Source organism: Rhizobium sp. 768_B6_N1_8, from assembly GCF_051811225.1.
In the GTDB taxonomy this organism is placed as follows: Bacteria; Pseudomonadota; Alphaproteobacteria; order Rhizobiales; family Rhizobiaceae; genus Rhizobium.
The window spans coordinates 1955554-1975116 of record NZ_JBPWPV010000001.1 but is presented as its reverse complement, the minus strand read 5'-3'; the positions used below and the strand labels follow the sequence as shown (position 1 = coordinate 1975116).

The following is a 19563-nucleotide window of genomic DNA, read 5'->3' as shown; positions in this document are numbered from 1 at the left end:
ACTCTGATCGGGTTCGCCAGAATACGGTGATCTCGATTACGTGTGCCAAATCCTGCCCGGCGGGCAAACGAAGGGAATCCTAAATGGCCAAGGCCAGACCCGAAAAGACTAATGTACCATCCGCTTCGATCGTGCGTCTTGTGTTTATCGTGGCCGCTTTCGTCTCTTTCGCCTGCCTGTTCGGCTCTTCGGCAATGGCGCAAGCAACCGGAAATCGGGCCACGTTCCCTAAAAACTTCGACGAGTATGTGCTCTATGCGACCTACGACCGCGGCTCTTCCAAGGAGGAAGCGTTTGCAACCCGCGAAACCCTGGAGATCGCGAAATCTGGCCGACCGCTTCCACCTGGTACGCAATTGGTCCTGGGCATCTGGGCGGACTACAAACTCACTGGCTATTTCGTTATGGAGAAAGGTGTGGACTGGGGTCTCAGCGTCCCTCAGGAGCAGCGCACCGGCGACTGGCATTTTCAGCAGTTCGATACCAACATGCAGGTCAAGCGGACGGCGTTCGCTGAGCGGTGCCAATCGTGCCACGGATCCCAGGCAGACAATGACTTCATGTTCACAACCGACAGAATGCGGGCTTACATCCCTTGAAGCCGCTGTTTTTCTTGCGGTTGATCCTCGATTTCTTGGCGGCCGGCTTCTTGCTGGCCGCCTTGGCTTACGACTGGCTCGGCAATGCGGTGCACGAGATCATCGGCACGGGCATGTTCCTGCTGTTGATCAGCCATAACATTTTCAACCGCCGTTGGTACGGCATGATCACGAAGGGTTGGCGCGAGCCGCGCAGCTTTATCACCAAGATGATCAATCTCCCGCTTCTAGTCACCATGCTGTCTCTGCTGGTGACCAGCGTAATCATCTCGCAGACCGTCTTCAGCTTCCTGCCGTTGACCAGCACCTTCACCGTGCGCCAGATCCACGCTCTGACGGCTTATCTGGCGCTGCTGATAGCAGCCATCCATCTCGGTCTGCACTGGTCGATGATCATGGATGTGGTGCGCGGCAGGTTCGGCATCACGACCAAGAGCAGACTGCGTACCTTTGTCTTACGAACGGCAGCTATCGTGATCGCTGCCTGCGGCGTTCGGAGCCTGTTCGTGGTCAATATCGGGCCAAAGCTGTTCATGCAAACGAGCTTGGAATTCTGGGATTTCCAGAAGGCGACGCTAGCCTTCTTCCTGCATCACACCGCGATCATCGGACTGGGCGTGTTTCTCGCTCACTACGGCTTGAGATTGATCAGAGACCTGAGGCACCGGGCAGCATAGCCCCGGCCGCAAATCCGGCGTCTATTTAGAAATGCGCTTTCTAGCTTCATGCAAATTATGCATTCTAATCAAATAGACTGAGCCAGCCTATCTTCCTGTCTGTCGAAACAGGAAGTTCAGCATGAGCAAGGCTTGGTGCGAGCAGCGGCATCGAAAACTGCCCCAGCGGCATACGAGCCCATAGCGAACTGTCCAGATCGACGGATCGGCTCTCCAATCCATCTCAACTCAAAACCAAAGGACCTCAGACAATGAAGAAATTCATTTTCGGCGCGGCCGCTGTCATGGCGCTGGCTCTCGCCTCAACCGGTCATGCCCAGGATTCCCAGGCTCCCGGCTACATGATCGCCAACTACACGATCAAGGATCAGGCCGGCTATAGCAAATACATGGAAGAGGCCGGTCCGCTCGCGCCGAAATTCGGCGGCAGGATCATCGTATTCAACCTGAATGCCACCGCGGTGGAAGGCGAGCCGAAAAAGGTCATGGCCATAGCCGAGTTCCCAAGCATGGCCGACGCGCAACGCTTCTACAATTCTCCGGAGTACACGGCCGCCCGGAAGTTCCGCGTCGCCTCTACCGAAGGCTCGGTCATCATCACCGAAGGTTTTGTTCCTCCCAAGCAGTGAAGACCGGATGGGGCGAGGCGCGATGATATGTGCGTCTCGCCCCCGAATTCCAGCTGAAATCAACGTCCCAACATCTCCCAAGGAGCCTGACATGGGCAATCAGCATGACACTACCGTTCAGCATGAAGGTGCCGCCTCAAATAGCCGGCGCCAACTTCTGAAAGCCGGCGCGGCACTCGCCGCTCTCCCGATCATGGCGGCCACCTCCGCGAGCGTACAGGCCGCGGACAACCAAACAACAACAGGTGCGATTGTGACCGACGCGAAAACCGAAGAATTCATCAACGGCATGGCCGACCTGATGGCACACTCTACCCGCACGCCTATCTTGCGGTGGCCGAACGAATACGGCATGGAATACGAAGAGATCTTCTTTCCCGCGATGGACGGCGTGACGATCGAGGGCTGGTTCATTCCCGCCGATTCTGACAGGTTGCTCATCTTCAACCACCCCATGCCCTGCAACCGCTATGGTTATCCCGGCCATCTTGATCCTTGGAAGAATTTCGGTGGCTTCGAGGCGAACTTCCTGCCGGAATACAAGATCCTGCATGACGCGGGCTACAACATCATTACCTACGACATGCGCAACCATGGCCGCAGCGGCACCGGCAGCGGTGGCGTCAACGCGCATGGTACGCTGGAATATCGCGACGTCATCGGTTCTTTGCGTTACGCCAAGTCGCGGCCCGACACCAAGGACATGAAGACCGCCCTTTACAGCCGTTGCCTGGGCGCCAACGCCACGATCGTTGGTATGTACAAGCACCCGGCGGAATTCACCCACATCAAGGCGATGATTGCACTGCAGCCCGTGACGCCGGCGGTCTTCGTCCAAACAGCGATGGAAAATCAGAAAATCGCAAATGGCGTCGAATTGTTCGACGCCGCTTACTGGAAGCGGACCGGCTATCACCTCGCGGACGTCTGGCCGATGGAATATGCCAAAGCCGTGACGGTTCCGACACTGGTGGCGCAGGTCCGCAATGATTTCCTGACCAAGCCGTCCAATGTGCAGGAGATCTACGACACCCTTTCCTCAAAGGACAAGAAACTCTTCTGGATCGAAGGCACTGACCAGCGTTTCGAGGGATACAACTACTTCGGACGAAATCCGCAGCTGGTGCTCGACTGGTTCGCCACGCACATCAATGTTGCCTAGCCAAAGAAGTCGCACGCCATAAACACGGACTTGAAGATCCAATCCTCCTGATAAAGGAGGATTGGATCTGGTGCGATTTACACTCAGCGACAGGAAGGTGACGGCCGGCGCATTCATAAATCCCATTTCTAAGTTCATGCAGATAGTATCATCTAATACTGCCCTGGCAGGTGATCTATCTTCGGTTCATCAAGAACAGGAGTTAGACATGAGCAAGGTTTGGTTTATCACAGGTGCAGGCAGCGGTATCGGCGCTGCAAGTGCCAGAGCGGCCCTGAAGGCTGGCGACCGCGTCGTCGCGACCGGCCGCAACCTCGGCAAGGTAACGAAGGCCCTCAGCGATATCGCGAGCGAGAACCTCGCGTTCGTGCAGCTGGATGTCACCAACGAGGCCGAAGCGAAAGCCGCCGCCGCCGAGGCAGCGAAAGCCTTCGGCCGCATCGACGTTCTATTGAACAATGCAGGCTATAGTCTGCTTGGTAACTTCGAGGAGCTGACCACGGCCGAAATCGACGGACTGATTGCCACCAATCTTTACGGCGTGGTCCACGTCATGCGCGCGGTGCTTCCCGTCATGCGCAAGCAACGTTCGGGCCGGATCATCAATATCAGCTCGCTTGCCGGCGTCATTGGTTTCAAGCATTGCAGTGCCTACAGCGCTGCCAAGTTCGCGGTCGAAGGACTGTCACAGGCTGTGGCCCAGGAAGTCGAACAATTCGGGATAAAGGTCACGGCCGTCGCGCCCGGCTTTTTCCGGACGGACCTGCTCGATGCGCAGAACGCCAAATACGCGACCAGCTCGATTGAGGACTATGCCGCCGAAGGCACGGCGGAAGCCATGTGGTCTGGCTATGACGGCAAGCAGCAGGGCGATCCGGCCAAGCTTGGCGATGCTCTCGTCAAGATCGCCGCCGTGGACAATCCCCCAAGACAGTTCCTGGCGGGAAGCGACGCCTTTGAGGCATACAAGCCCGCCCTCGAGGGCCAGCTCGAAGAGCTGCGCGCGTATGAGGCCTTGTCCAGGTCGACAGATGGTGCCTTCTGAAAATCGACCGGGCGACTTCGAGCCATGAGCTGAACGGCGCGCTGCAACAATATGCTGGCGCGACCGATAGGCGGGCTTGCTTCCGGCACGACCGGCTGGGCGGCGCGCTCGGTCGTGCTGGATGTTCCGGCCGACGCGGCCAGCATCCATTACGGTTTCCTGTTGAGGGGACACGGAAAGATACATGCACGGGGCTTCCGGCTCGAGAGGATTGCCGATAGTGTAGGCACGACCGAGGTCGCGCCCGATGTCACCGAACGGAAACATTTGCCGAAGCAGCCGGTCAATCTGGATTTCAGGCCTGTCGTGGGCTGAGGCTACAGGATCGGCCCGAAAATCGGAATCGATTTTCGGAAAGCCTGATGAGTAGAATCAAAAAGTTAAAACGTCTTTTGTGCGTCCGAACGGACGCACGGCTCTCGAACCCCCAGGGAGCCGATGTCGCTGTGTCGGCTCCCAACCCCGGACAAAAGCCATGTTTCACCTCAATCAATGCGCCCCTGACCGTCTTGCTGAATGAACTTGATCAGCATGAGACCAGCGCATTGGCTGAGCAGCCTGTCGCGCTCATCGCCAAGATCGTCTTGGAAGCGCCGACAAAGACGCTCATAGCTCTGATGGAACGGGGAGCCGGACAAGTATTTGGCTTCCATGCGCAAGCACGTTTCCTGCAACTCCCTGAGATCCGGCGATGTGTGCATGGCCGGCATCCTCTGCATGCGTTACTGGAATGAGAAGGACATTCACGATGTCAAATACACCGGTTACATGCGAGGTGCGCTATCGCCTCGATCCGCAAAAGCTCGCGGAATTCGAAGCCTATGCGCAGATCTGGATGGGGCTGATCGAGCGCTGCGGCGGGACGCATCACGGCTATTTCCTGCCGCGCGAAAGGCCCGATGGCACCGGAATGAGCTTTCCCGCTGCCGGGTCGGATGGAGCAGGCGATATTGCGATCGCGCTCTTCACCTTTCCGGATGAGGAGAGCTATCTCAACTACCGCAGCAGCGTCGCCGCCGATCCTGAGGGTATCGCGGCCAATGCGCGCTTCGGGGACAATCCGCCGTTCAAGAGCTATGAACGCCTGTTTCTTCGGCCGCTGCCGCGCGAAGATTAGGCAAACTGAAGCTACCGTCGCCGACAGCAAACAGACAGCTTCGCCGCGCTACCCGATTGTTCGTCGCCCGCAAGGGGCAACAGCAAAAGGGTAAAATCATGAAGCTGAAACTGATCGCCGCTCTCGCAATCCTGTCATTGACGCCGGCTTTGGCGCTTGCAAGTCCAAGCTGCACCGGCGACCCGAAATCCAAATGGCTGCCCGAGGCGGCCATGAAGGCGAAGATCGAAGCCATGGGCTACAAGATCAAGACCTTCGAAATCACCGGCAATTGCTACGAAATCTACGGCCGCGACAAGAACGGCGAACGCGCCGAAGTTTATTTCAATCCGGTCTCCGGCGACATCGTCCAGAAGGGCGATTGAGCGATGGCGGCCATCTCGTCGAAGAAGGAGGGCGCTGCGCCCTCCGATACCGCCCGCCAGACGATCCGGGTCTGGGACCCGGTCGTCAGGCTGTTTCACTGGACCATCGTGACCGCCTGCACGCTCAACCTCTTCTTTCTCGAAGAGGGCAAATACTGGCACCGCTTCACGGGTTATGTCGTTGCTGCGGCAATCGTCATTCGTATTCTCTGGGGTTTCGTCGGTACAAAACACGCTCGCTTTTCCGATTTCCTGCCGACGCCGCGCAGGGTCATGGAGCAGATCCTCGATATGATCGATGGCAATGATAAACGTTACCTTGGTCACAATCCGCTGGCATCGGTTATGATGCTGCTCCTGATGGCATTGCTGGCGGCAACGGCGCTGACCGGCTGGATGACGACGCTCGACGCCTTCTGGGGCGAAAAGTGGCTGGAGAAACTGCACGGCACCATCGCAAACGGCATCATGGTGCTTGCCTTCGTCCATGCCGGTGCGGCCATCGTCGAAAGCTGGAGGCACAGGGAAAATCTCGTCTGGTCGATGGTCACGGGTCGAAAGAAGGCATGAGGATACTGCTGATCGAGGATAGTCCCAGGCTTCGCGAACTGCTTTGCGAGGCCATCCGCGATGCCGGCTGGAAGATCGATGCCTTCGCGCTCGCGCAGGAGGGGCGGCTTGCGTTGCAGGAAGCGGAGTACGACCTGCTGCTTCTCGATCTCGGCCTGCCTGATGAGGACGGGATCGCCTTCCTGAGGTCGCTCCGGGCGACAAGGGTGCAGATGCCGGTTCTGGTGCTGACTGCGCGCGGGGCGATCGACGAACGCATTGCCGGGCTCGATGCCGGCGCTGATGACTATCTCGTAAAACCGTTTCACAATGGCGAGCTGATCGCCCGCATCCGCGCGCTGACGCGGCGCGCGCCGGCAACCATTATGCCGGTCCTGGAATATGCCGCACTTCAATATGATGTCGCCTCGCGCCGGGTGATCTGTGCCGGCGCCGAGATCGCGCTCGCGCCCTCGGAAAAGGGGCTGCTCGAACTGCTGATGCGCAATGGTGGCAGGGTGGTGCCAAAGCCGAAGATCGAGCACGCCTTCTCGGAGTTCGGCGACGAGCGCAGCAGCAATGCCGTCGAGCTTGCCGTTTCGAGACTGCGCAAGAAGCTGGAGGGGCACCCGACGAAGGCGCTGATCGAGACCGTCAGGGGTGTCGGCTACATGATGCGGGAGGCGCGCGCGTGAAGCAGATATCGCCGACACTGGGCGCGATCCTGGCGCGGCGGATCGCCTTCTTTGCGGTGCTGGCCATGGTGCTGCAACTCGCCGTGATCTTTTCCGACTATTACTGGAATGTCGGGGAGCTCTCGCGGCTCTTCGTGGAGCAGGAAACCGAGCGGCTCGCCTCCGGCATTGCTGTGGAGGATGGCACAATCCACTACCGGCTTCCCGAAAGTGTCGAGGGGCGCTACAGCGAGGCGCAGACCGGCTATGTGGCCCGCATCCGCGAGGCCGATGGCGGGCTGGTTTTCCAATCCTGCGATGCCGCCTGCGAGAGCCGCTTCCTGCCGCCTGATGTCAATCCTCCTGATTTCTGGCTGCGGTCGCTCAAGCCCGGCAAGCCGTTGACGCTGGTGGGCGGGCGGGCCTTTACAGTCGGCGGGCGGCGCTTCGTCGTCGATGTCGCGACGACGGGCGATCCGCAGGACGTGCTGTCGGACGTCTTCTGGAATGAGGTGATCGAACACATGATCGTGCCGATGAGCATTCTGCTGGTGCTCGTGCTCGGCGCCACCCTGCTTTCCGTGCGCCAGGCGCTGAAGCCGGTACGGATTGCGGCCGAGGCGGCCGAACGGATCGACCCGATGGATTCCCGCTCGCATCTGCAATTTCAGGAAATGCCGCGGGAAATCGCTCATCTTGCCGTGGCCATCAACCGGGCCTTCGAGCGTGTCGGCGAGCTGATGAAATCCCAGAAGATCCTGACATCGGGCATCGCGCACGAGGTGCGCACGCCGCTTGCGGCAATCAAGCTGGAGCTCGGCCATATCGACCATCCACGGGCGCGAAAGGCTGAAGCCGATCTCGACGATCTCGTGCGCTTCGTCGGCCAGATCACCGCGCTCGCAAGGCTCGATACGTTCGATCACGGCATGTTCGAGGAGGTCGACCTCGTGGCGCTCGCATCCAGCGTGGTGGAGCAGCTGGCGCCGTGGGTCTACGAGAACGATCACTCGCTGGAATTCTCCGCGCAGGTGGATGCCGCCATCGTGCAGGGTGTGCCGGCCCTGCTGAAGGATGCCGTGCGCAACCTGATCGACAATGCCGTTCGCCACAGCCCCGCGCATACCGATATCGTCGTGCGGGTCAGCCGCAATCTGATCCGCGTCGAGGATCGGCATCTCGCCGATATCCGGCAAGCGTGCGATGTCACAGCCCATACGGACGGCCTTGGAATTGGCCTGAAGATCGTGGAGCGCATTGCCGCGATCCACCGGGGTTCGCTTCGCCGCTCTGCCGGCAGGCAGGGCCACATCTTCGATCTGGAAGTCGGCACATAGCCGCATCTGCACCACGCTTCCTTTACATCATCTGTTTTTCGAGGGTTCCATGATCAAATCCGTCGTTATTTCCGGCTGTTCGGGTGGCGGGAAATCAACATTGCTCGAAGAGCTTTCCCGGCGCGGTTATGCCACCGTCGAAGAGCCCGGACGCCGGATCGTGAAAGATGAACTGGCCGGGCAGGGCGCAGCCTTGCCCTGGGTCGATCCGGTGGCTTTTGCCCGGCGGGCGATCGCGATGGCGCTCGAGGATCAGAAACTGGCGGAGGCGCAGGCGGGCTGGACGTTTTTCGATCGCGGCCTGATCGATGCCGCCGCCGCGCTCCAGGCCGCTACCGGAGAACCGGTGCTGGAGACGCTGCGGGACCGGCATCGTTATCACCGGACGGTGTTCCTGACGCCACCGTGGCCGGAGATCTATGTCAATGACCCGGAGCGACGGCACGGTTTTGAAGAGGCCGTTGCCGAATACGAACGGCTGAGTTCGGCCTATCCTGAAATCGCCTATGAACTCGTCATCCTGCCGAAGCTTGACGTTGTATCCCGCGCGGATTTTCTGCTGAGCCAGCTGCGGGCCTGATAATTTTCTCGGAACCGAGCTCGATCCCGCCCGTTCTTGATGCAACGCGGCAGCCTTATTCCCATCAATATCGTCTTGATATTCGCGTTGTTAACGTTTCGCCGGTTTTGGTTTGGGCAGCCCAGCGTTTCCGGCGACCTTGTCGTGTATCAGCTTCACAGCGTCCGAAATGGTGGGGCATTTTTCGGCCTCCGCGTCGCTGATGGAAACATTGAACTCCTCTTCGAACGCCATCACCAATTCCACAACGTCCAAGGAATCTCCGCCGAGATCCTCAACGAACCTCGCATTCGGAGACACCGCCGAACGATCGATGCCGAGGTGCTCGGTGACAACCTTCACAATTCGTCCGCAGATATTAGCAGCATCGGGTGCGGGGGCCGTCACCCCAACACACCAAGCCGGGGCGTTGGCAGATGACGCAGGCTCATCAGCAAATGCCAGGTCGGTGTTTGATGCCCACAATATCCCGAAGCAAGACACTGAAAGTGCTGTGGTCGCGCGCAAACGTCGTTTCGTCATTTTAGCCTCCATCGTGTAGCTATCGTTGCTCACAAATCGACGTCGGAGCACGATCCGGTGCGGCGGGAGATCAGGGTATTTGTCAGGCGCGGCTTAGAGCCGCCTTCCACGTGCTTGTGACCGAGTTTTAGTTGGGGGTCTCAAGAGCCTGTCTGGCTTGTCTCAGCCAGATCATCCGTCCCGGCAAATCACTTGACAAGGAGCTTCCACGGAAACGGCGCGCCGCGCCCGCCATGTCGCCCTCGTCAGCTGCAATATTGACCTGACGATCCTTCCAGATCGCACCTGCAATCGCCAGTCCTGTTTCGAGATCGTTCGCCAGATCCGGGGAATTTTCCAAGTCCGCGCCGATTTCCTGCCCGTAACGACGATAGTTTCCTCGCCCGGTGATGAAGAACAGGCTCCGTCCGCGATAACGCCAGCCGTCGCCGCTTTCGGCGGATCCGTTACCAAAGCGATTCGCGTAGACGAAATTCGCTATTGCTTCCGGCTTCCCGGCCAACTGTCGTGCGAGTTCATCGGAAGTGATCCTGCTTGTGAATATGCGGCGCAGGGCTGTCGCGCTGTATCCGAATTTCTCGACCTGCTGCTGAAAGCCGCCAGTTTCAAACGCGATCGACGCGATGAAGAACGCCAACCTGTTCGGCGTATTAATCTCGTATTTTTCAAGAATGTCGCGGCGTTTTAGAAGCACGTCGACAAACGACACATTACCGTGTGTGAAGGTTATCAGCTTGTCGCGATCAAGGCTTTGAAGAAACGCGGCAATACTGACATTGGCGACTGCGGGCCGCGGGGTTTCAGCAACCTGGTCCAGCGAGGCGCTGGAAAAAGCCCAACGTCCGGCGCGCACCAGGCCGTTGACATACATTGGGAGCTGGGCGGTATCCGTGTCGGCATAGACACGTGTTTGGACATCGTCAAATATCAGTGAGACCGGTTCGGATGCTTGCTTTTGCAGCGCCTCGATTAGGCGATTTGAGAATGGGCTGCTCGTGAGACCAGGGCCTTCGTCGGCTGTAGTACCGCTTCTGGTGGCATAGGCGATGAAAACACTGCCATGCAGCCCCATGTCATGGAGCCCCTTGGGGACTTTGGGGTCCTTGTCGTCTTCGAACCAATCACGACATGCGTCCAATACAAGGATGTTAACGTCGTTGTTGGCATCCTCCATGGCTTTGAAGAGTGACGCAATCTGCACGCCTCCGGTCCGCACCATATCCGCCGTAGCGGGGTCAAGGTCGATCGGCAGCATATAGTTGATACCGAATGCGTCTTGGGCGGCGTGACCGGAATAGTAGATGAACGAAACGACATTGGGGCCAGAGGCGCGCAGCTCTCCTTCGAAATCGTTGATCGCCTTGTCCAATCGGCGTTGATCGAGATCCTGCGTGGACGGGAATATCTGAAATCCCAGACTACTGAGAGTTTGTCTCAGCCTTTCAGCATCGCTAACGGCATTTGGCAGTGGGTCTGCATAGCTGTAAGCGCCGTTGCCGATCACGAGCGCAATACGCTTTGGAGGCGGCGTCGCAGCGCCCGAGCAAACCAAGACAGCCGCCAATACTATGAGTTTGCGCTTTAACATTGGTCGATGAACTCGCTTTTGCCCCTATCGGAAATTCAACCCGGAGAGCGACGTCCTTTTTCGAACAGGATCGCTTCAGCATCGCGGCGTATGAGAAGCCCGCGGGCGTTGGGATCGTTTTTCCATAAGCGCTTCATCGATCGGATACGGTCGGGAATATCGTCAAACGTCCTGTTTTTCATCATCTGCTGAATTTCGTACATCTCGACCCGGCGCTTGCTATTTCGAGAGACCGACGACCCCCTGTTATAGACGAGCGAGACCAAGGCGCCGAAGGACAAGTCAGATAATTCTCCGCAATTTGGAAAGACTTTCTCCGTCTCGTCAGTTGGATAGGGAAGGAAATTTAAAAACTGTTCTTCTGCCATGTTCCAGTGTATTTCGACGTCGCGGACGGACGTAAGCGAGCGATTTGCTTTAGATCCTCCGAATCCGGCTACAGAGTAGAGCAAATTCCGATCGGCCTGTGACAGCTTTGGCCAATCTCGATCTATGTAGTGCTTGTTTGCGAACCTGAGATCGTAACCCACGCCAATTGTCACTCCAGACTCGCCCTTGGGCCAAATGGGTCGACGATAGCGTGCCTCATAGACGGTAGGGCTTGCGACTTCGAACGCTATAATCATATCGGTCACGGGCTTTATGAGTTTTCGTTTGGAAGGCGTTCCGTGCCCGACACCTCTCGATACCGAAGGTTCTCGGTAGAGCCAGCTATTCTCTACAAGTGAGGGGTCAGAACTGAGCTCGCTGAGAAGTTTATTTAGCGGATCTTCTTGCGCAAAAGCCCTCTCGGAGCCCAGAATCATAGTAGTAGTCGCAGCAGTAATACCAGCAAGAAAGTCTCGCCTGTCCATGACAGCTCTCCGATTTTGCAATGACCGCGTTATACGAAATCTCTCAATTGAAGTCACGCGCTATCAGTGTATTTTTACCTATCTTAAATAATTATAAAATCATAAATATGTATTGTTCTGTGACAACGCACGTTTTTCTATACATCTGTCGCCATTCCATCCCATGATGACGTACGAACTGAGGCGAACATTATGAATGCTCCGTCTTTGTTCTTATCAAGCAGCTTGGACGAGTAATGCAGATGCGCCGTGCCGAGGCGCGCAAGCGATCCGGTCTCCCGCTTCATTGCGACACGCTTCAGCTGCCTTCCGATGCGGTTTTGAGATAGCCGATGACCGCGCGTTTGACGCGTAGCGCCAGCCCGTTCCTGTCCTCCTCGCCATGCTCGCCGGCGGCATCGATCATGCCCTTGATGATCGCCACCACATCGCGCGCAGCGACATCGATATCGGGCTGCGGCGGCATATCCGGCCGCAGCAGGGTATCGCGGGTGAGCTCGAAGAAGCGTTGCTTGATCTGCTCGGTCTCGGCATCGAGCGGCAGGCGCGCCTCTTCATAGTCCAGCAAGCGGGCAAGGGCAGGGCGTTCAAGCTGGAGGTGGACGCATGGGTTGATGAGGGCAGAGAGCGCCTCTTGGCCCGTCGGCCGATCGGCAGCACTTTCCGCATCTCCGACCAGTAACATCGTCTGCCGCAGGATCAGGGCGCCGATCAGCGCATCCTTGCGCGGGAAATATTGGTAGAGCGAACCGACGCTGACGCCAGCCTTTTCCGCGACCGCGTTGGTGGAAAAACCCTCGTGGCCGCGCTCCTCCAGAATGCGAGCTGCGGCCTCGACGATCGCGCTTACCGTGACAAGCGAGCGAGCCTGTTTGGGCGCTTTTCTGGGCGAGGAGCGGCTCTCGTATGGGCTTTCGGACATTGCTGGAAACGGGGCCTGAAATGCGAGTAGCGGGAAAGCGAATTATCGCTCACATTACCGGCGTCAGATCAAGCGCACAAGCGATCGGGCAACACAGCAGGATCTGAGATCTTCGAGCGCCTTACCGGGACCGGTGACGCGCATGCGACTTGCTGTGCCTGCGATCACTCGCGCTGCAGGAACAGGAGAGTCACACATGTCAAACGAGATCAAGACCGCCATCGTCACCGGCGCATCCAGAGGCATCGGTGCGGCGATTGCCAGGCAGCTCGCAACCGATGGCTTCCAGACCGTTGTCAATTATGCGACAAATGCCGCGCAGGCCGAAGAGGTGGTTGCGGCCATCGCAGCGGCCGGCGGCCGGGCGCTGGCGCTCCGCGCCGATGTCTCCGACCCACAGGCAGTCGTCGACCTCTTCGAGCGCACCGAAGCGGAATTCGGAACCGTCGACGTGCTCGTCAACAATGCCGGCGTCACCACCTTCGGCCCGCTCTCCGACGCGAGCGACGAAGACTACCAGCGGCTGGTCGCCGTGAACCTGACCGGCACCTTCAACGGCATGCGCGAGGGCGCAAGGCGGGTGCGCGACGGCGGCCGTATCATCAATCTCTCCACCAGCATCATCGGCCATTATTCGCCGGGCAATGCCGTCTACACGGCGACCAAGGCGGCTGTGGAAGCGATGACGCATATCCTCGCAAAGGAGCTCGGCTCCCGCCGTATCACCGTCAATGCCGTGGCGCCGGGGCCGGTTGCGACCGAACTGCTGCTCGCCGGCCGCTCCCCGGAACTGATCCAGCGCCTGACCAACGAGATCCCGCTCGGCCGGCTCGGGCAGCCGGAGGACATTGCCCGGATCGTGTCGTTTCTGGCGAGCGCTGAGAGCGGTTGGGTCAACGGGCAGGTGATCCGTGCGAATGGCGGGCGAAACTGATGTACGCTAGGCCTTTCTGAAGCGCGCGATTTCGGCGCGCATCCAGCTCGAATCTCCCCAGGTCGACAGCCAGATCATGAGATCGGTGAGCGCGCCGATAACGGGCAGAAGCAGCGCGTGGCTGAGCCCGCGCGCCGTCTGCTTTTCCTCGGCCTCGCGCAGATGCGCCAGCTCCTCATCCTGGATCGAGGCGATGAGGGCATGAAGCTCCGGGTCTCTGGTCCGCAGGATGGCCAGTTGATCTTCCAGATGGCGATGAACGGTGCTTTCCACCGCCTCAGTGCAGATCCAGACCATGTTACGCCCGCCAAGCGCCGTCAGAAAACCGAGCACAAAACCGCCGAGGCTCCAGAAGGCCATCACACGGCAGGGCTTGGCGCCCCTTGTGGGCATGGCCTCGCGAAACAGGCGGCAATGCCTGATCTCGTCTTCCCGCATGTCCTGAAGCGCCGGCACGATATCAGGAAACAGGCGGCGGGCCATCCAGATCTGCGCCCCGTAGATCCGGATTGCGCCGAACTCGCCGGCGTGATTGACCTTGAGGATACGCCTGACGGTAACGGCCGGATCACGCTTGCTGACGATATCAGGCAGATTGTCCATGATCCGCGCGGCCCCGGCTTCCCTGTCTGCAATAGGCAATACTACCGCCGCGATCGTCAATGGCAGGACACAGTCTATGAGCCGTATTTTTTCGACCTTATCGCCGATGGCCGGCAGCACAACATCACATAAAAGAGATGATCCTCCTGCTGCTTGACACGAAAAACGGCGGCGCGCATAAAAACTGTATGGGGTTGCGATCACCCCACGAGGCGACATGCCGAAGAATCGCGTCCATCGAAACCGAACAACGGAGGGACGCGTCATGCCTTCATTTCTCGAAATATCTTCAGATAAGCTCGCCCGTATCGTCGGCACACCCAATGCGCCTGTCATCGTCGATGTGCGCACCGAGGAGGATTTTGCCCGCGATCCGCGGCTCGTGCCGGGCTCGATCCGGAAATCTCACACCGATGTCACTGAATGGGCGGCTGGCTTCACCGGCCCGGTCATCGTCGTCTGCCAGGCGGGCGGCAAGCTCAGCCATGGGGTGGCCGCCCATATCAGGCATGCCGGGGGTGCTGCAGAGGTGCTGGAAGGCGGCTTCGAAGCCTGGATAGGCTCCGGCGGCGTGGCTGTGCCCATCGACAAGCTGCCGCCGCGCGATCGGCAGGGACGGACTGTCTGGGTCACGCGCGCGCGTCCGAAGATCGACCGCATCGCCTGTCCTTGGCTTATCCGGCGTTTCGTCGATCCCTCGGCGGTCTTTCTTTTCGTGCCGACATCAGACGTCGCCCTGGTTGCCGACCGCTTCGGCGCCATGCCGTTCGATATCGAGGAGGTTTTCTGGAGCCATCGCGGCGAGCTCTGTACCTTCGATGTGATGATCGAGGAATTCGGCCTTGCTTCGGGGCCGATGTCGAGGCTCGCAACGATCGTCCGCGGCGCCGATACCGCCCGGCCGGACCTTGCCCCTGAAGTGGCCGGCCTGCTGGCCGCATCGCTCGGCCTGTCGCGCATGTTTGTTGACGATCTCAAGCAGCTGGATGCCGGCATGCTGCTCTATGATGCCTTCTACCGCTGGTGCCGCGATGCCACGGACGAAACGCACAACTGGCCTTCCGCGAAAAAGGGAGGCTAACGTGACCAGTGCCGTCACCCATGCGACGCCCGATACAGGCGCGTCGCCAAACCAGCATGGCGTTACCTTCGGCGAGGCCTTTCGCGTCTGGCTGCGCGTTGCAGCCCTCAGCTTCGGCGGACCGGCCGGGCAGATCGCCGTCATGCATCGCATCATCGTCGATGAGAAGAAGTGGATCGGCGAACAGCGCTTCCTGCATGCGCTGAACTATTGCATGCTGCTTCCGGGACCGGAGGCGCAGCAGCTTGCCATTTATATCGGCTGGCTGATGCACCGGACTGCCGGCGGTCTGGTTGCGGGTATCCTGTTCGTGCTTCCCGGCTTCCTGTCCATTCTGGCCCTGAGCTACCTCTACGTGACCCTCGGCAGCGTCGATGCCGTCGAGGGGCTGTTCTTCGGCCTGAAGGCGGCCGTGCTTGCCGTCGTCATTCAGGCGGTCGTCAGGGTTGGCGGCCGCGCGCTGAAGAACAGGGCGATGATCGGGATAGCGGCCGCCGCCTTCCTGGCGATCTTCGTCCTCCATGTGCCTTTTCCGGTTATCATCCTTTCAGCCGCCATCATCGGCTTCCTGGGATCGAAGTCGGGCTCCCGCCTGTTCCAGAGCGGCGGCGGGCACAGGTCGGCGGGCGGCGCGGTTCTGTCCGACGCCGACGCGCTGCTCGGAGAGGAGATACCTGATCACGCGCGACCGAACCTCCGCTGGTCGCTGAGGATCTCGTCGGTGCTGCTGGTGCTCTGGCTGCTGCCGCTGCTGCTGCTCTATCTCTTCCTCGGACCCGACGATATCTTTACGCAGATCGGCGTTTTCTTCAGCAAGATGGCGATGGTGACTTTCGGCGGCGCCTACGCCGTGCTTGCCTATGTCGCGCAGGAAGCCGTCCAGCATTTCGGATGGCTGAAGCCCACCGAGATGCTCGATGGTCTGGGCATGGCGGAAACGACGCCCGGGCCGCTGATCATGGTTCTCCAGTTCGTCGGCTTCATGGGGGCCTATCGTGATCCCGGCAGCCTGAATCCGATGACCGCAGCCACGATCGCCGCCGTCCTGACGACATGGGTAACCTTCGTTCCCTGCTTTCTCTGGATCTTCCTCGGCGCTCCCTTCATCGAGAAGCTGCGCGGCAATGCCGCGCTGGCAGGCGCAATGTCGGCCATCACGGCGGCCGTGGTCGGCGTCATCCTCAATCTCGCGATCTGGTTCGGCCTGCACTTCCTGTTCCGGAGCGCCGAAGTTCACAGCCTTGGACCTTTCTCGATCGAGCTGCCCGTCTGGGCGTCGCTGTCGCTGCCATCGCTGCTACTGAGCCTTGCGGCAGCGATCGCGATTTTCAGGTTCAAGCTGGCGGTCATTCCGGTCCTGCTAGGCTGCGCAGTGGCCGGGATGGTCTGGCCGGCCTGAGGCATCGCCGGCTTGCCGGCAGCCGCATCATCGGAAGAACCGATGGCACCATCGGTTTCTTCCGTTTTTCTTCTGGTCCGGCGCAAGGCATCTGCTCTCCCAGCCAAGAAGGAGATGCAGATGACGGACATCAAAATAGAAGGCGCAGAGATTATCGTCGTGGGCGGCAGTTCCGGCATGGGGCTGGCGCTGGCGCAGCGGCTGCTGGCCGAAGGGGCGCGGGTGACGATTGCCGGGCGCAGTGCCGAGAGGCTTGAGGCGGCGCGGCGGGAGCTCGGCGATCCTGCTGATCTTAAGACCACGGTCCTCGACCTCACGCGGGAGGAGGAGGTTGCCGTCTTCTTCCGCGATTGCGGGCCGGTCGATCATATCGTCAGCACGGCGGCGGATATCGAGGGGGCTTACCAGCTTCTGCCGGATCTGCAGCTTTCGGCGGCTCAGCGGGTTGTCGAGAGCAAGTTCTACGGGCCGCTGTTGCTTGCCAAATACGGCGCGCCGTGCCTGCCGCCGTCTGGCTCGATCACCTATACGTCAGGCGTGGCGGCCTACCGGCCGGCGGCGCGGGGTTCGGTTGTTGCAGCCGTCAATGCGGCGCTGGAAGGGCTGGTGCGGGCGCTTGCCGTGGAGCTTGCGCCTCTGCGCATCAACGCGGTATCGCCAGGATGGGTGGATACGCCGATCTGGAGTTTCGTTGCCGGTGACGCCAAGCAGGCGACGTTGGACGCGATGGCGAAGCGCTTGCCGGCGGGCCGTGTCGGCCGTCCAAAGGATATCGCCGATGCGATCCGCTTCCTGATCGGCAACGGCTTTACGACAGGCACTATCCTGCACGTCGAAGGTGGGCATCGGCTGGCCTGACCGGCCGGAAATCCTCGCTCGCCGATGCGAGTAATAGGGAAAGCGCCGGCGGCTGCACCCGCCGGCGCCGCCACAGCATAATGAGCGAGGCGGTGGGCGTGTCGCCCGGCCAGGGCAGTTCCGCGACATCGCCGCGCTCGACGGCCGGATTGGCGGCCAGACGCAGGACAAGACCGTAACCAGCGCCGGAGGCAACGAGGCGGATGATCGTCCGGATGCTGTCGGCCTGGGTGACGATATCGGGCGCGGCAATGCCTGCTTCGGTAAAGGCCGTATCGAACAGGCGGCGATAGACACAACCGGTTTCCGTGGCGATGAAGGGTAGCTGGCTCAGGTCCGCAAGGTTCCCGGGCGGCATCGCCCCGGCATTGCGGCTTGCAATCAGCATCAGCGGTTCGCGCGAGAGGAGGCGGGTCACGAACCGCTCGTCCTGCTCTCCGCGATCGAAGGTGAAGGCGATGTCGATCGAGCCGTCTTCCAGCCGTCGTTGTAATTCACCGCTGCCAGCGATCTTCAGCGTCAGGCCGACATCGGCATGGACCGCGCGAAAGTGCGTCAGGAAGGGCGCGAGCTTCTCCGCCGCGATGGTTTCTAGCGTGCCGATCACAAGTGTCTGTCCGCCAAGACCGGCGGCGGCACGGATCGCCGCTTTCGCCTCGTCGTTCAGCGCCAGGATCTCCTCGGCATAGGCTTTCAGCGTGTCACCGGCCGGTGTCAGCGTCACCCCCTGTCGGGAGCGCTCGAAAAGCTGTACGCCCAATTCCTCTTCGAGCACCTGTATCTGGTCGCTGAGGCTCGACTGGGCGAGGTTCGCGTCGCCGGCGGCACGGGTGAAATTGCCGTGCCTTGCGACCGCAAGGAAGGTTTTCAATTGTCGTGGGTTCATCTCGGGCTCCGTGCTCCCCAGCAAGGATGGGCACTCCCTGCCTATATCAGGCGGTGGTGCGAAGAGGGAGTCTCTCCGCCTGGCCGTCACCTCCGCGCCGGGTCCAGCAATGTTGACGGCAGCCGTCGGTTTGGCCAAGCTGCGGCGGTATTTGCAAGCAAAAGGGAGCCTTGCCGATGCCGCCCTCAGAGACATCCGTGATTGACTGGTTGCTCGCCTCCGACCCGGCCATCCGCTGGCAGGTGCTGCGCGATCTGCTGGATGCGCCCGAACCCGTCTGGTCCGCCGAACGGCAGAAGGTGGAGCGGGAAGGGTGGGGTGCCAGACTATTGTCCTTTCAGGATGCCGATGGGCAATGGGCGGGCGGCTCGTTCCTGCCCAGCGATTTCACGCGCGAGGAATGGCAGGCGACCGGCCAGCCCTGGACGGCGACGAATTTTTCGCTGACGCAGCTTCGTGAATTCGGGCTCGATCCGCGCTCCGAGAGCGCAAGGAGAACTGTCGCGCTCATCGGCGCCAATTGCCGCTGGGACGAAGGCGGGCAGCCCTTCTGGGAGGGCGAGGTGGAGGAATGCATCAATGGCCGCACGGTTGGCGACGGCGCCTATTTCGGTGTCGATGTTTCGCCCATCGTAGAAAGATTGCTCGGCGAGCGGCAGTCGGATGGCGGCTGGAACTGCGAGCGGGCGAATGGCTCGATGCGCTCGTCCTTCCACACAACGATCAATGTGCTGGAAGGGTTACTGGAACATGAGCGGGCAACCGGCGGCACGGAGCAATCGCGCGAGGCAAGACGGTCGGGAGAGGATTATCTGTTGGCGCGGCACCTGATGCGGCGGCTCAGCACCGGCGAACCGGTCGACGAGAAGTTCATGCAGTTCCTGCACCCGAACCGCTGGCGCTTCGATGTGCTGCGGGCGCTCGATTACTTTCGCGCCTCAAGCCTGCTGACAGGGGCTGCGCCCGATATGCGGCTGAAGGAGGCAATTGAATACCTCCGCCTGCGGCGACTGGAGGATGGACGCTGGCCGCTCGACTGGCGTGTGTCCGGCAGGGCCTGGTTCGTGATGGATGACGGAGAGGGAGAGCCCTCACGCTGGGTGACGCTCAGGGCGCTCAGGGTGTTGAAATGGTGGGATTGCCGGCAGGCTGAACATGCCGTAGCGTGAAGCCGTTGCGACA

At 60.1% G+C, this 19563-nt stretch carries 24 protein-coding genes; 18 read left to right on the top strand and 6 right to left on the bottom strand.

Annotation, left to right across the window (positions count from 1 at the left end; genetic code table 11):
* Positions 1–83: 83 nt before the first annotated feature.
* The 13 genes from AB8B33_RS10095 (at position 84) to AB8B33_RS10035 (ending at position 8734) form a co-directional block, all read left to right on the top strand.
* Entirely contained in the window at positions 84–599 is a 516-nt protein-coding gene (locus AB8B33_RS10095) for a cytochrome P460 family protein (protein WP_439015237.1), read from the top strand.
* Positions 596–1276, top strand: coding sequence for a DUF4405 domain-containing protein (locus tag AB8B33_RS10090; RefSeq protein WP_439015236.1), 681 nt, complete (start codon positions 596–598; stop codon positions 1274–1276). Before AB8B33_RS10095 ends, AB8B33_RS10090 begins: the two co-directional genes overlap by 4 nt.
* A gap of 251 nt (positions 1277–1527) precedes the next feature.
* The gene (locus AB8B33_RS10085) at positions 1528–1905 is read left to right on the top strand and encodes a DUF1330 domain-containing protein (protein ID WP_439015235.1); all 378 of its coding nucleotides are present in this window, start codon (positions 1528–1530) and stop codon (positions 1903–1905) included.
* A 7-nt stretch (positions 1906–1912) separates the two neighbouring features.
* Complete coding sequence (locus tag AB8B33_RS10080; protein WP_439015234.1) at positions 1913–3067, top strand: alpha/beta hydrolase family protein; 1155 nt, start codon at positions 1913–1915, stop codon at positions 3065–3067.
* 208 nt (positions 3068–3275) lie between these two features.
* Positions 3276–4112, top strand: a complete 837-nt coding sequence (locus tag AB8B33_RS10075) for an SDR family NAD(P)-dependent oxidoreductase (RefSeq protein WP_439015233.1) — start codon at positions 3276–3278, stop codon at positions 4110–4112.
* 51 nt (positions 4113–4163) lie between these two features.
* Positions 4164–4427, top strand: coding sequence for a hypothetical protein (locus AB8B33_RS10070; RefSeq protein ID WP_439015232.1), 264 nt, complete (start codon positions 4164–4166; stop codon positions 4425–4427).
* Positions 4428–4474: 47 nt separating this feature from the next.
* A complete protein-coding gene (locus AB8B33_RS10065) occupies positions 4475–4846 on the top strand; it encodes a hypothetical protein (protein ID WP_439015231.1) in 372 nt (123 codons plus the stop codon).
* A 14-nt stretch (positions 4847–4860) separates the two neighbouring features.
* The gene (locus AB8B33_RS10060) at positions 4861–5229 is read left to right on the top strand and encodes an NIPSNAP family protein (protein WP_439015230.1); all 369 of its coding nucleotides are present in this window, start codon (positions 4861–4863) and stop codon (positions 5227–5229) included.
* A gap of 98 nt (positions 5230–5327) precedes the next feature.
* A complete protein-coding gene (locus tag AB8B33_RS10055) occupies positions 5328–5594 on the top strand; it encodes a PepSY domain-containing protein (protein WP_113321539.1) in 267 nt (88 codons plus the stop codon).
* A gap of 3 nt (positions 5595–5597) precedes the next feature.
* Complete coding sequence (locus AB8B33_RS10050; RefSeq protein WP_113321538.1) at positions 5598–6164, top strand: cytochrome b/b6 domain-containing protein; 567 nt, start codon at positions 5598–5600, stop codon at positions 6162–6164.
* Complete coding sequence (locus tag AB8B33_RS10045; RefSeq protein WP_025669134.1) at positions 6161–6838, top strand: response regulator transcription factor; 678 nt, start codon at positions 6161–6163, stop codon at positions 6836–6838. Before AB8B33_RS10050 ends, AB8B33_RS10045 begins: the two co-directional genes overlap by 4 nt.
* Complete coding sequence (locus AB8B33_RS10040; protein ID WP_439015229.1) at positions 6835–8154, top strand: sensor histidine kinase; 1320 nt, start codon at positions 6835–6837, stop codon at positions 8152–8154. Before AB8B33_RS10045 ends, AB8B33_RS10040 begins: the two co-directional genes overlap by 4 nt.
* 49 nt (positions 8155–8203) lie before the next feature.
* Complete coding sequence (locus AB8B33_RS10035) at positions 8204–8734, top strand: AAA family ATPase (RefSeq protein WP_439015228.1); 531 nt, start codon at positions 8204–8206, stop codon at positions 8732–8734.
* A 90-nt stretch (positions 8735–8824) separates the two neighbouring features.
* Here AB8B33_RS10035 and AB8B33_RS10030 read toward each other — a convergent pair whose 3' ends face one another.
* From AB8B33_RS10030 to AB8B33_RS10015, 4 genes are all read right to left on the bottom strand, one after another.
* Positions 8825–9121, bottom strand: coding sequence for an acyl carrier protein (locus AB8B33_RS10030; protein WP_439017222.1), 297 nt, complete (start codon positions 9119–9121; stop codon positions 8825–8827).
* Between the two features lie 262 nt (positions 9122–9383).
* On the bottom strand, positions 9384–10844 hold the full coding sequence (locus AB8B33_RS10025; RefSeq protein WP_439015227.1) for a caspase family protein: 1461 nt from the start codon (positions 10842–10844) through the stop codon (positions 9384–9386).
* Positions 10845–10879: 35 nt separating this feature from the next.
* Positions 10880–11698 (bottom strand): hypothetical protein, encoded by an 819-nt coding sequence (locus tag AB8B33_RS10020; protein WP_439015226.1) that lies wholly within the window; start codon positions 11696–11698, stop codon positions 10880–10882.
* Between the two features lie 298 nt (positions 11699–11996).
* Positions 11997–12620 carry a TetR/AcrR family transcriptional regulator gene (locus AB8B33_RS10015; protein WP_439015225.1) on the bottom strand — a complete coding sequence of 208 codons (624 nt, stop codon included), beginning with the start codon at positions 12618–12620 and terminating at the stop codon, positions 11997–11999.
* Between the two features lie 196 nt (positions 12621–12816).
* Here AB8B33_RS10015 and AB8B33_RS10010 point away from each other — a divergent pair, with 196 nt between their 5' ends.
* Complete coding sequence (locus tag AB8B33_RS10010) at positions 12817–13554, top strand: SDR family oxidoreductase (RefSeq protein ID WP_439015224.1); 738 nt, start codon at positions 12817–12819, stop codon at positions 13552–13554.
* A 6-nt stretch (positions 13555–13560) separates the two neighbouring features.
* Here AB8B33_RS10010 and AB8B33_RS10005 read toward each other — a convergent pair whose 3' ends face one another.
* Positions 13561–14157: a demethoxyubiquinone hydroxylase family protein gene (locus tag AB8B33_RS10005; protein ID WP_439017221.1), complete on the bottom strand. Its 597-nt coding sequence runs from the start codon at positions 14155–14157 to the stop codon at positions 13561–13563.
* Between the two features lie 265 nt (positions 14158–14422).
* On the opposite strand from AB8B33_RS10005, the gene AB8B33_RS10000 reads away from it, so the two are divergent.
* The 3 genes from AB8B33_RS10000 to AB8B33_RS09990 all read left to right on the top strand — a co-directional run bounded on the left by AB8B33_RS10000 (position 14423) and on the right by AB8B33_RS09990 (position 17495).
* Positions 14423–15238 carry a chromate resistance protein ChrB domain-containing protein gene (locus AB8B33_RS10000; RefSeq protein ID WP_439015223.1) on the top strand — a complete coding sequence of 272 codons (816 nt, stop codon included), beginning with the start codon at positions 14423–14425 and terminating at the stop codon, positions 15236–15238.
* 1 nt (position 15239) lies between these two features.
* Positions 15240–16637 carry a chromate efflux transporter gene (gene chrA / locus AB8B33_RS09995; protein ID WP_439015222.1) on the top strand — a complete coding sequence of 466 codons (1398 nt, stop codon included), beginning with the start codon at positions 15240–15242 and terminating at the stop codon, positions 16635–16637.
* A 120-nt stretch (positions 16638–16757) separates the two neighbouring features.
* The gene (locus AB8B33_RS09990; protein ID WP_439015221.1) at positions 16758–17495 is read left to right on the top strand and encodes an SDR family oxidoreductase; all 738 of its coding nucleotides are present in this window, start codon (positions 16758–16760) and stop codon (positions 17493–17495) included.
* Here AB8B33_RS09990 and AB8B33_RS09985 read toward each other — a convergent pair.
* The gene (locus tag AB8B33_RS09985; protein WP_439015220.1) at positions 17458–18381 is read right to left on the bottom strand and encodes a LysR family transcriptional regulator; all 924 of its coding nucleotides are present in this window, start codon (positions 18379–18381) and stop codon (positions 17458–17460) included. The genes AB8B33_RS09990 and AB8B33_RS09985 overlap by 38 nt on opposite strands.
* A gap of 176 nt (positions 18382–18557) precedes the next feature.
* Here AB8B33_RS09985 and AB8B33_RS09980 point away from each other — a divergent pair, with 176 nt between their 5' ends.
* Positions 18558–19550: a squalene cyclase gene (locus AB8B33_RS09980; protein ID WP_439015219.1), complete on the top strand. Its 993-nt coding sequence runs from the start codon at positions 18558–18560 to the stop codon at positions 19548–19550.
* Positions 19551–19563: the final 13 nt, after the last annotated feature.

Bases quoted from the DNA above. Each gene is read 5' to 3' on its own strand.
- AB8B33_RS10045 (WP_025669134.1), top strand. From the start codon at position 6,161: ATGAGGATACTGCTGATCGAGGATAGTCCCAGGCTTCGCGAACTGCTT.
- AB8B33_RS10020 (WP_439015226.1), bottom strand. From the start codon at position 11,698: ATGGACAGGCGAGACTTTCTTGCTGGTATTACTGCTGCGACTACTACT.
- AB8B33_RS10070 (WP_439015232.1), top strand. From the start codon at position 4,164: ATGCTGGCGCGACCGATAGGCGGGCTTGCTTCCGGCACGACCGGCTGG.
- AB8B33_RS10015 (WP_439015225.1), bottom strand. From the start codon at position 12,620: ATGTCCGAAAGCCCATACGAGAGCCGCTCCTCGCCCAGAAAAGCGCCC.
- AB8B33_RS10035 (WP_439015228.1), top strand. From the start codon at position 8,204: ATGATCAAATCCGTCGTTATTTCCGGCTGTTCGGGTGGCGGGAAATCA.
- AB8B33_RS10025 (WP_439015227.1), bottom strand. From the start codon at position 10,844: ATGTTAAAGCGCAAACTCATAGTATTGGCGGCTGTCTTGGTTTGCTCG.
- AB8B33_RS09985 (WP_439015220.1), bottom strand. From the start codon at position 18,381: ATGAACCCACGACAATTGAAAACCTTCCTTGCGGTCGCAAGGCACGGC.
- AB8B33_RS10050 (WP_113321538.1), top strand. From the start codon at position 5,598: ATGGCGGCCATCTCGTCGAAGAAGGAGGGCGCTGCGCCCTCCGATACC.
- AB8B33_RS10060 (WP_439015230.1), top strand. From the start codon at position 4,861: ATGTCAAATACACCGGTTACATGCGAGGTGCGCTATCGCCTCGATCCG.
- AB8B33_RS10085 (WP_439015235.1), top strand. From the start codon at position 1,528: ATGAAGAAATTCATTTTCGGCGCGGCCGCTGTCATGGCGCTGGCTCTC.
- AB8B33_RS10065 (WP_439015231.1), top strand. From the start codon at position 4,475: ATGAGTAGAATCAAAAAGTTAAAACGTCTTTTGTGCGTCCGAACGGAC.
- AB8B33_RS10055 (WP_113321539.1), top strand. From the start codon at position 5,328: ATGAAGCTGAAACTGATCGCCGCTCTCGCAATCCTGTCATTGACGCCG.
- AB8B33_RS10075 (WP_439015233.1), top strand. From the start codon at position 3,276: ATGAGCAAGGTTTGGTTTATCACAGGTGCAGGCAGCGGTATCGGCGCT.
- AB8B33_RS10010 (WP_439015224.1), top strand. From the start codon at position 12,817: ATGTCAAACGAGATCAAGACCGCCATCGTCACCGGCGCATCCAGAGGC.
- AB8B33_RS10000 (WP_439015223.1), top strand. From the start codon at position 14,423: ATGCCTTCATTTCTCGAAATATCTTCAGATAAGCTCGCCCGTATCGTC.
- AB8B33_RS09980 (WP_439015219.1), top strand. From the start codon at position 18,558: ATGCCGCCCTCAGAGACATCCGTGATTGACTGGTTGCTCGCCTCCGAC.
- AB8B33_RS10095 (WP_439015237.1), top strand. From the start codon at position 84: ATGGCCAAGGCCAGACCCGAAAAGACTAATGTACCATCCGCTTCGATC.
- AB8B33_RS09990 (WP_439015221.1), top strand. From the start codon at position 16,758: ATGACGGACATCAAAATAGAAGGCGCAGAGATTATCGTCGTGGGCGGC.
- AB8B33_RS10005 (WP_439017221.1), bottom strand. From the start codon at position 14,157: ATGGACAATCTGCCTGATATCGTCAGCAAGCGTGATCCGGCCGTTACC.
- AB8B33_RS10080 (WP_439015234.1), top strand. From the start codon at position 1,913: ATGGGGCGAGGCGCGATGATATGTGCGTCTCGCCCCCGAATTCCAGCT.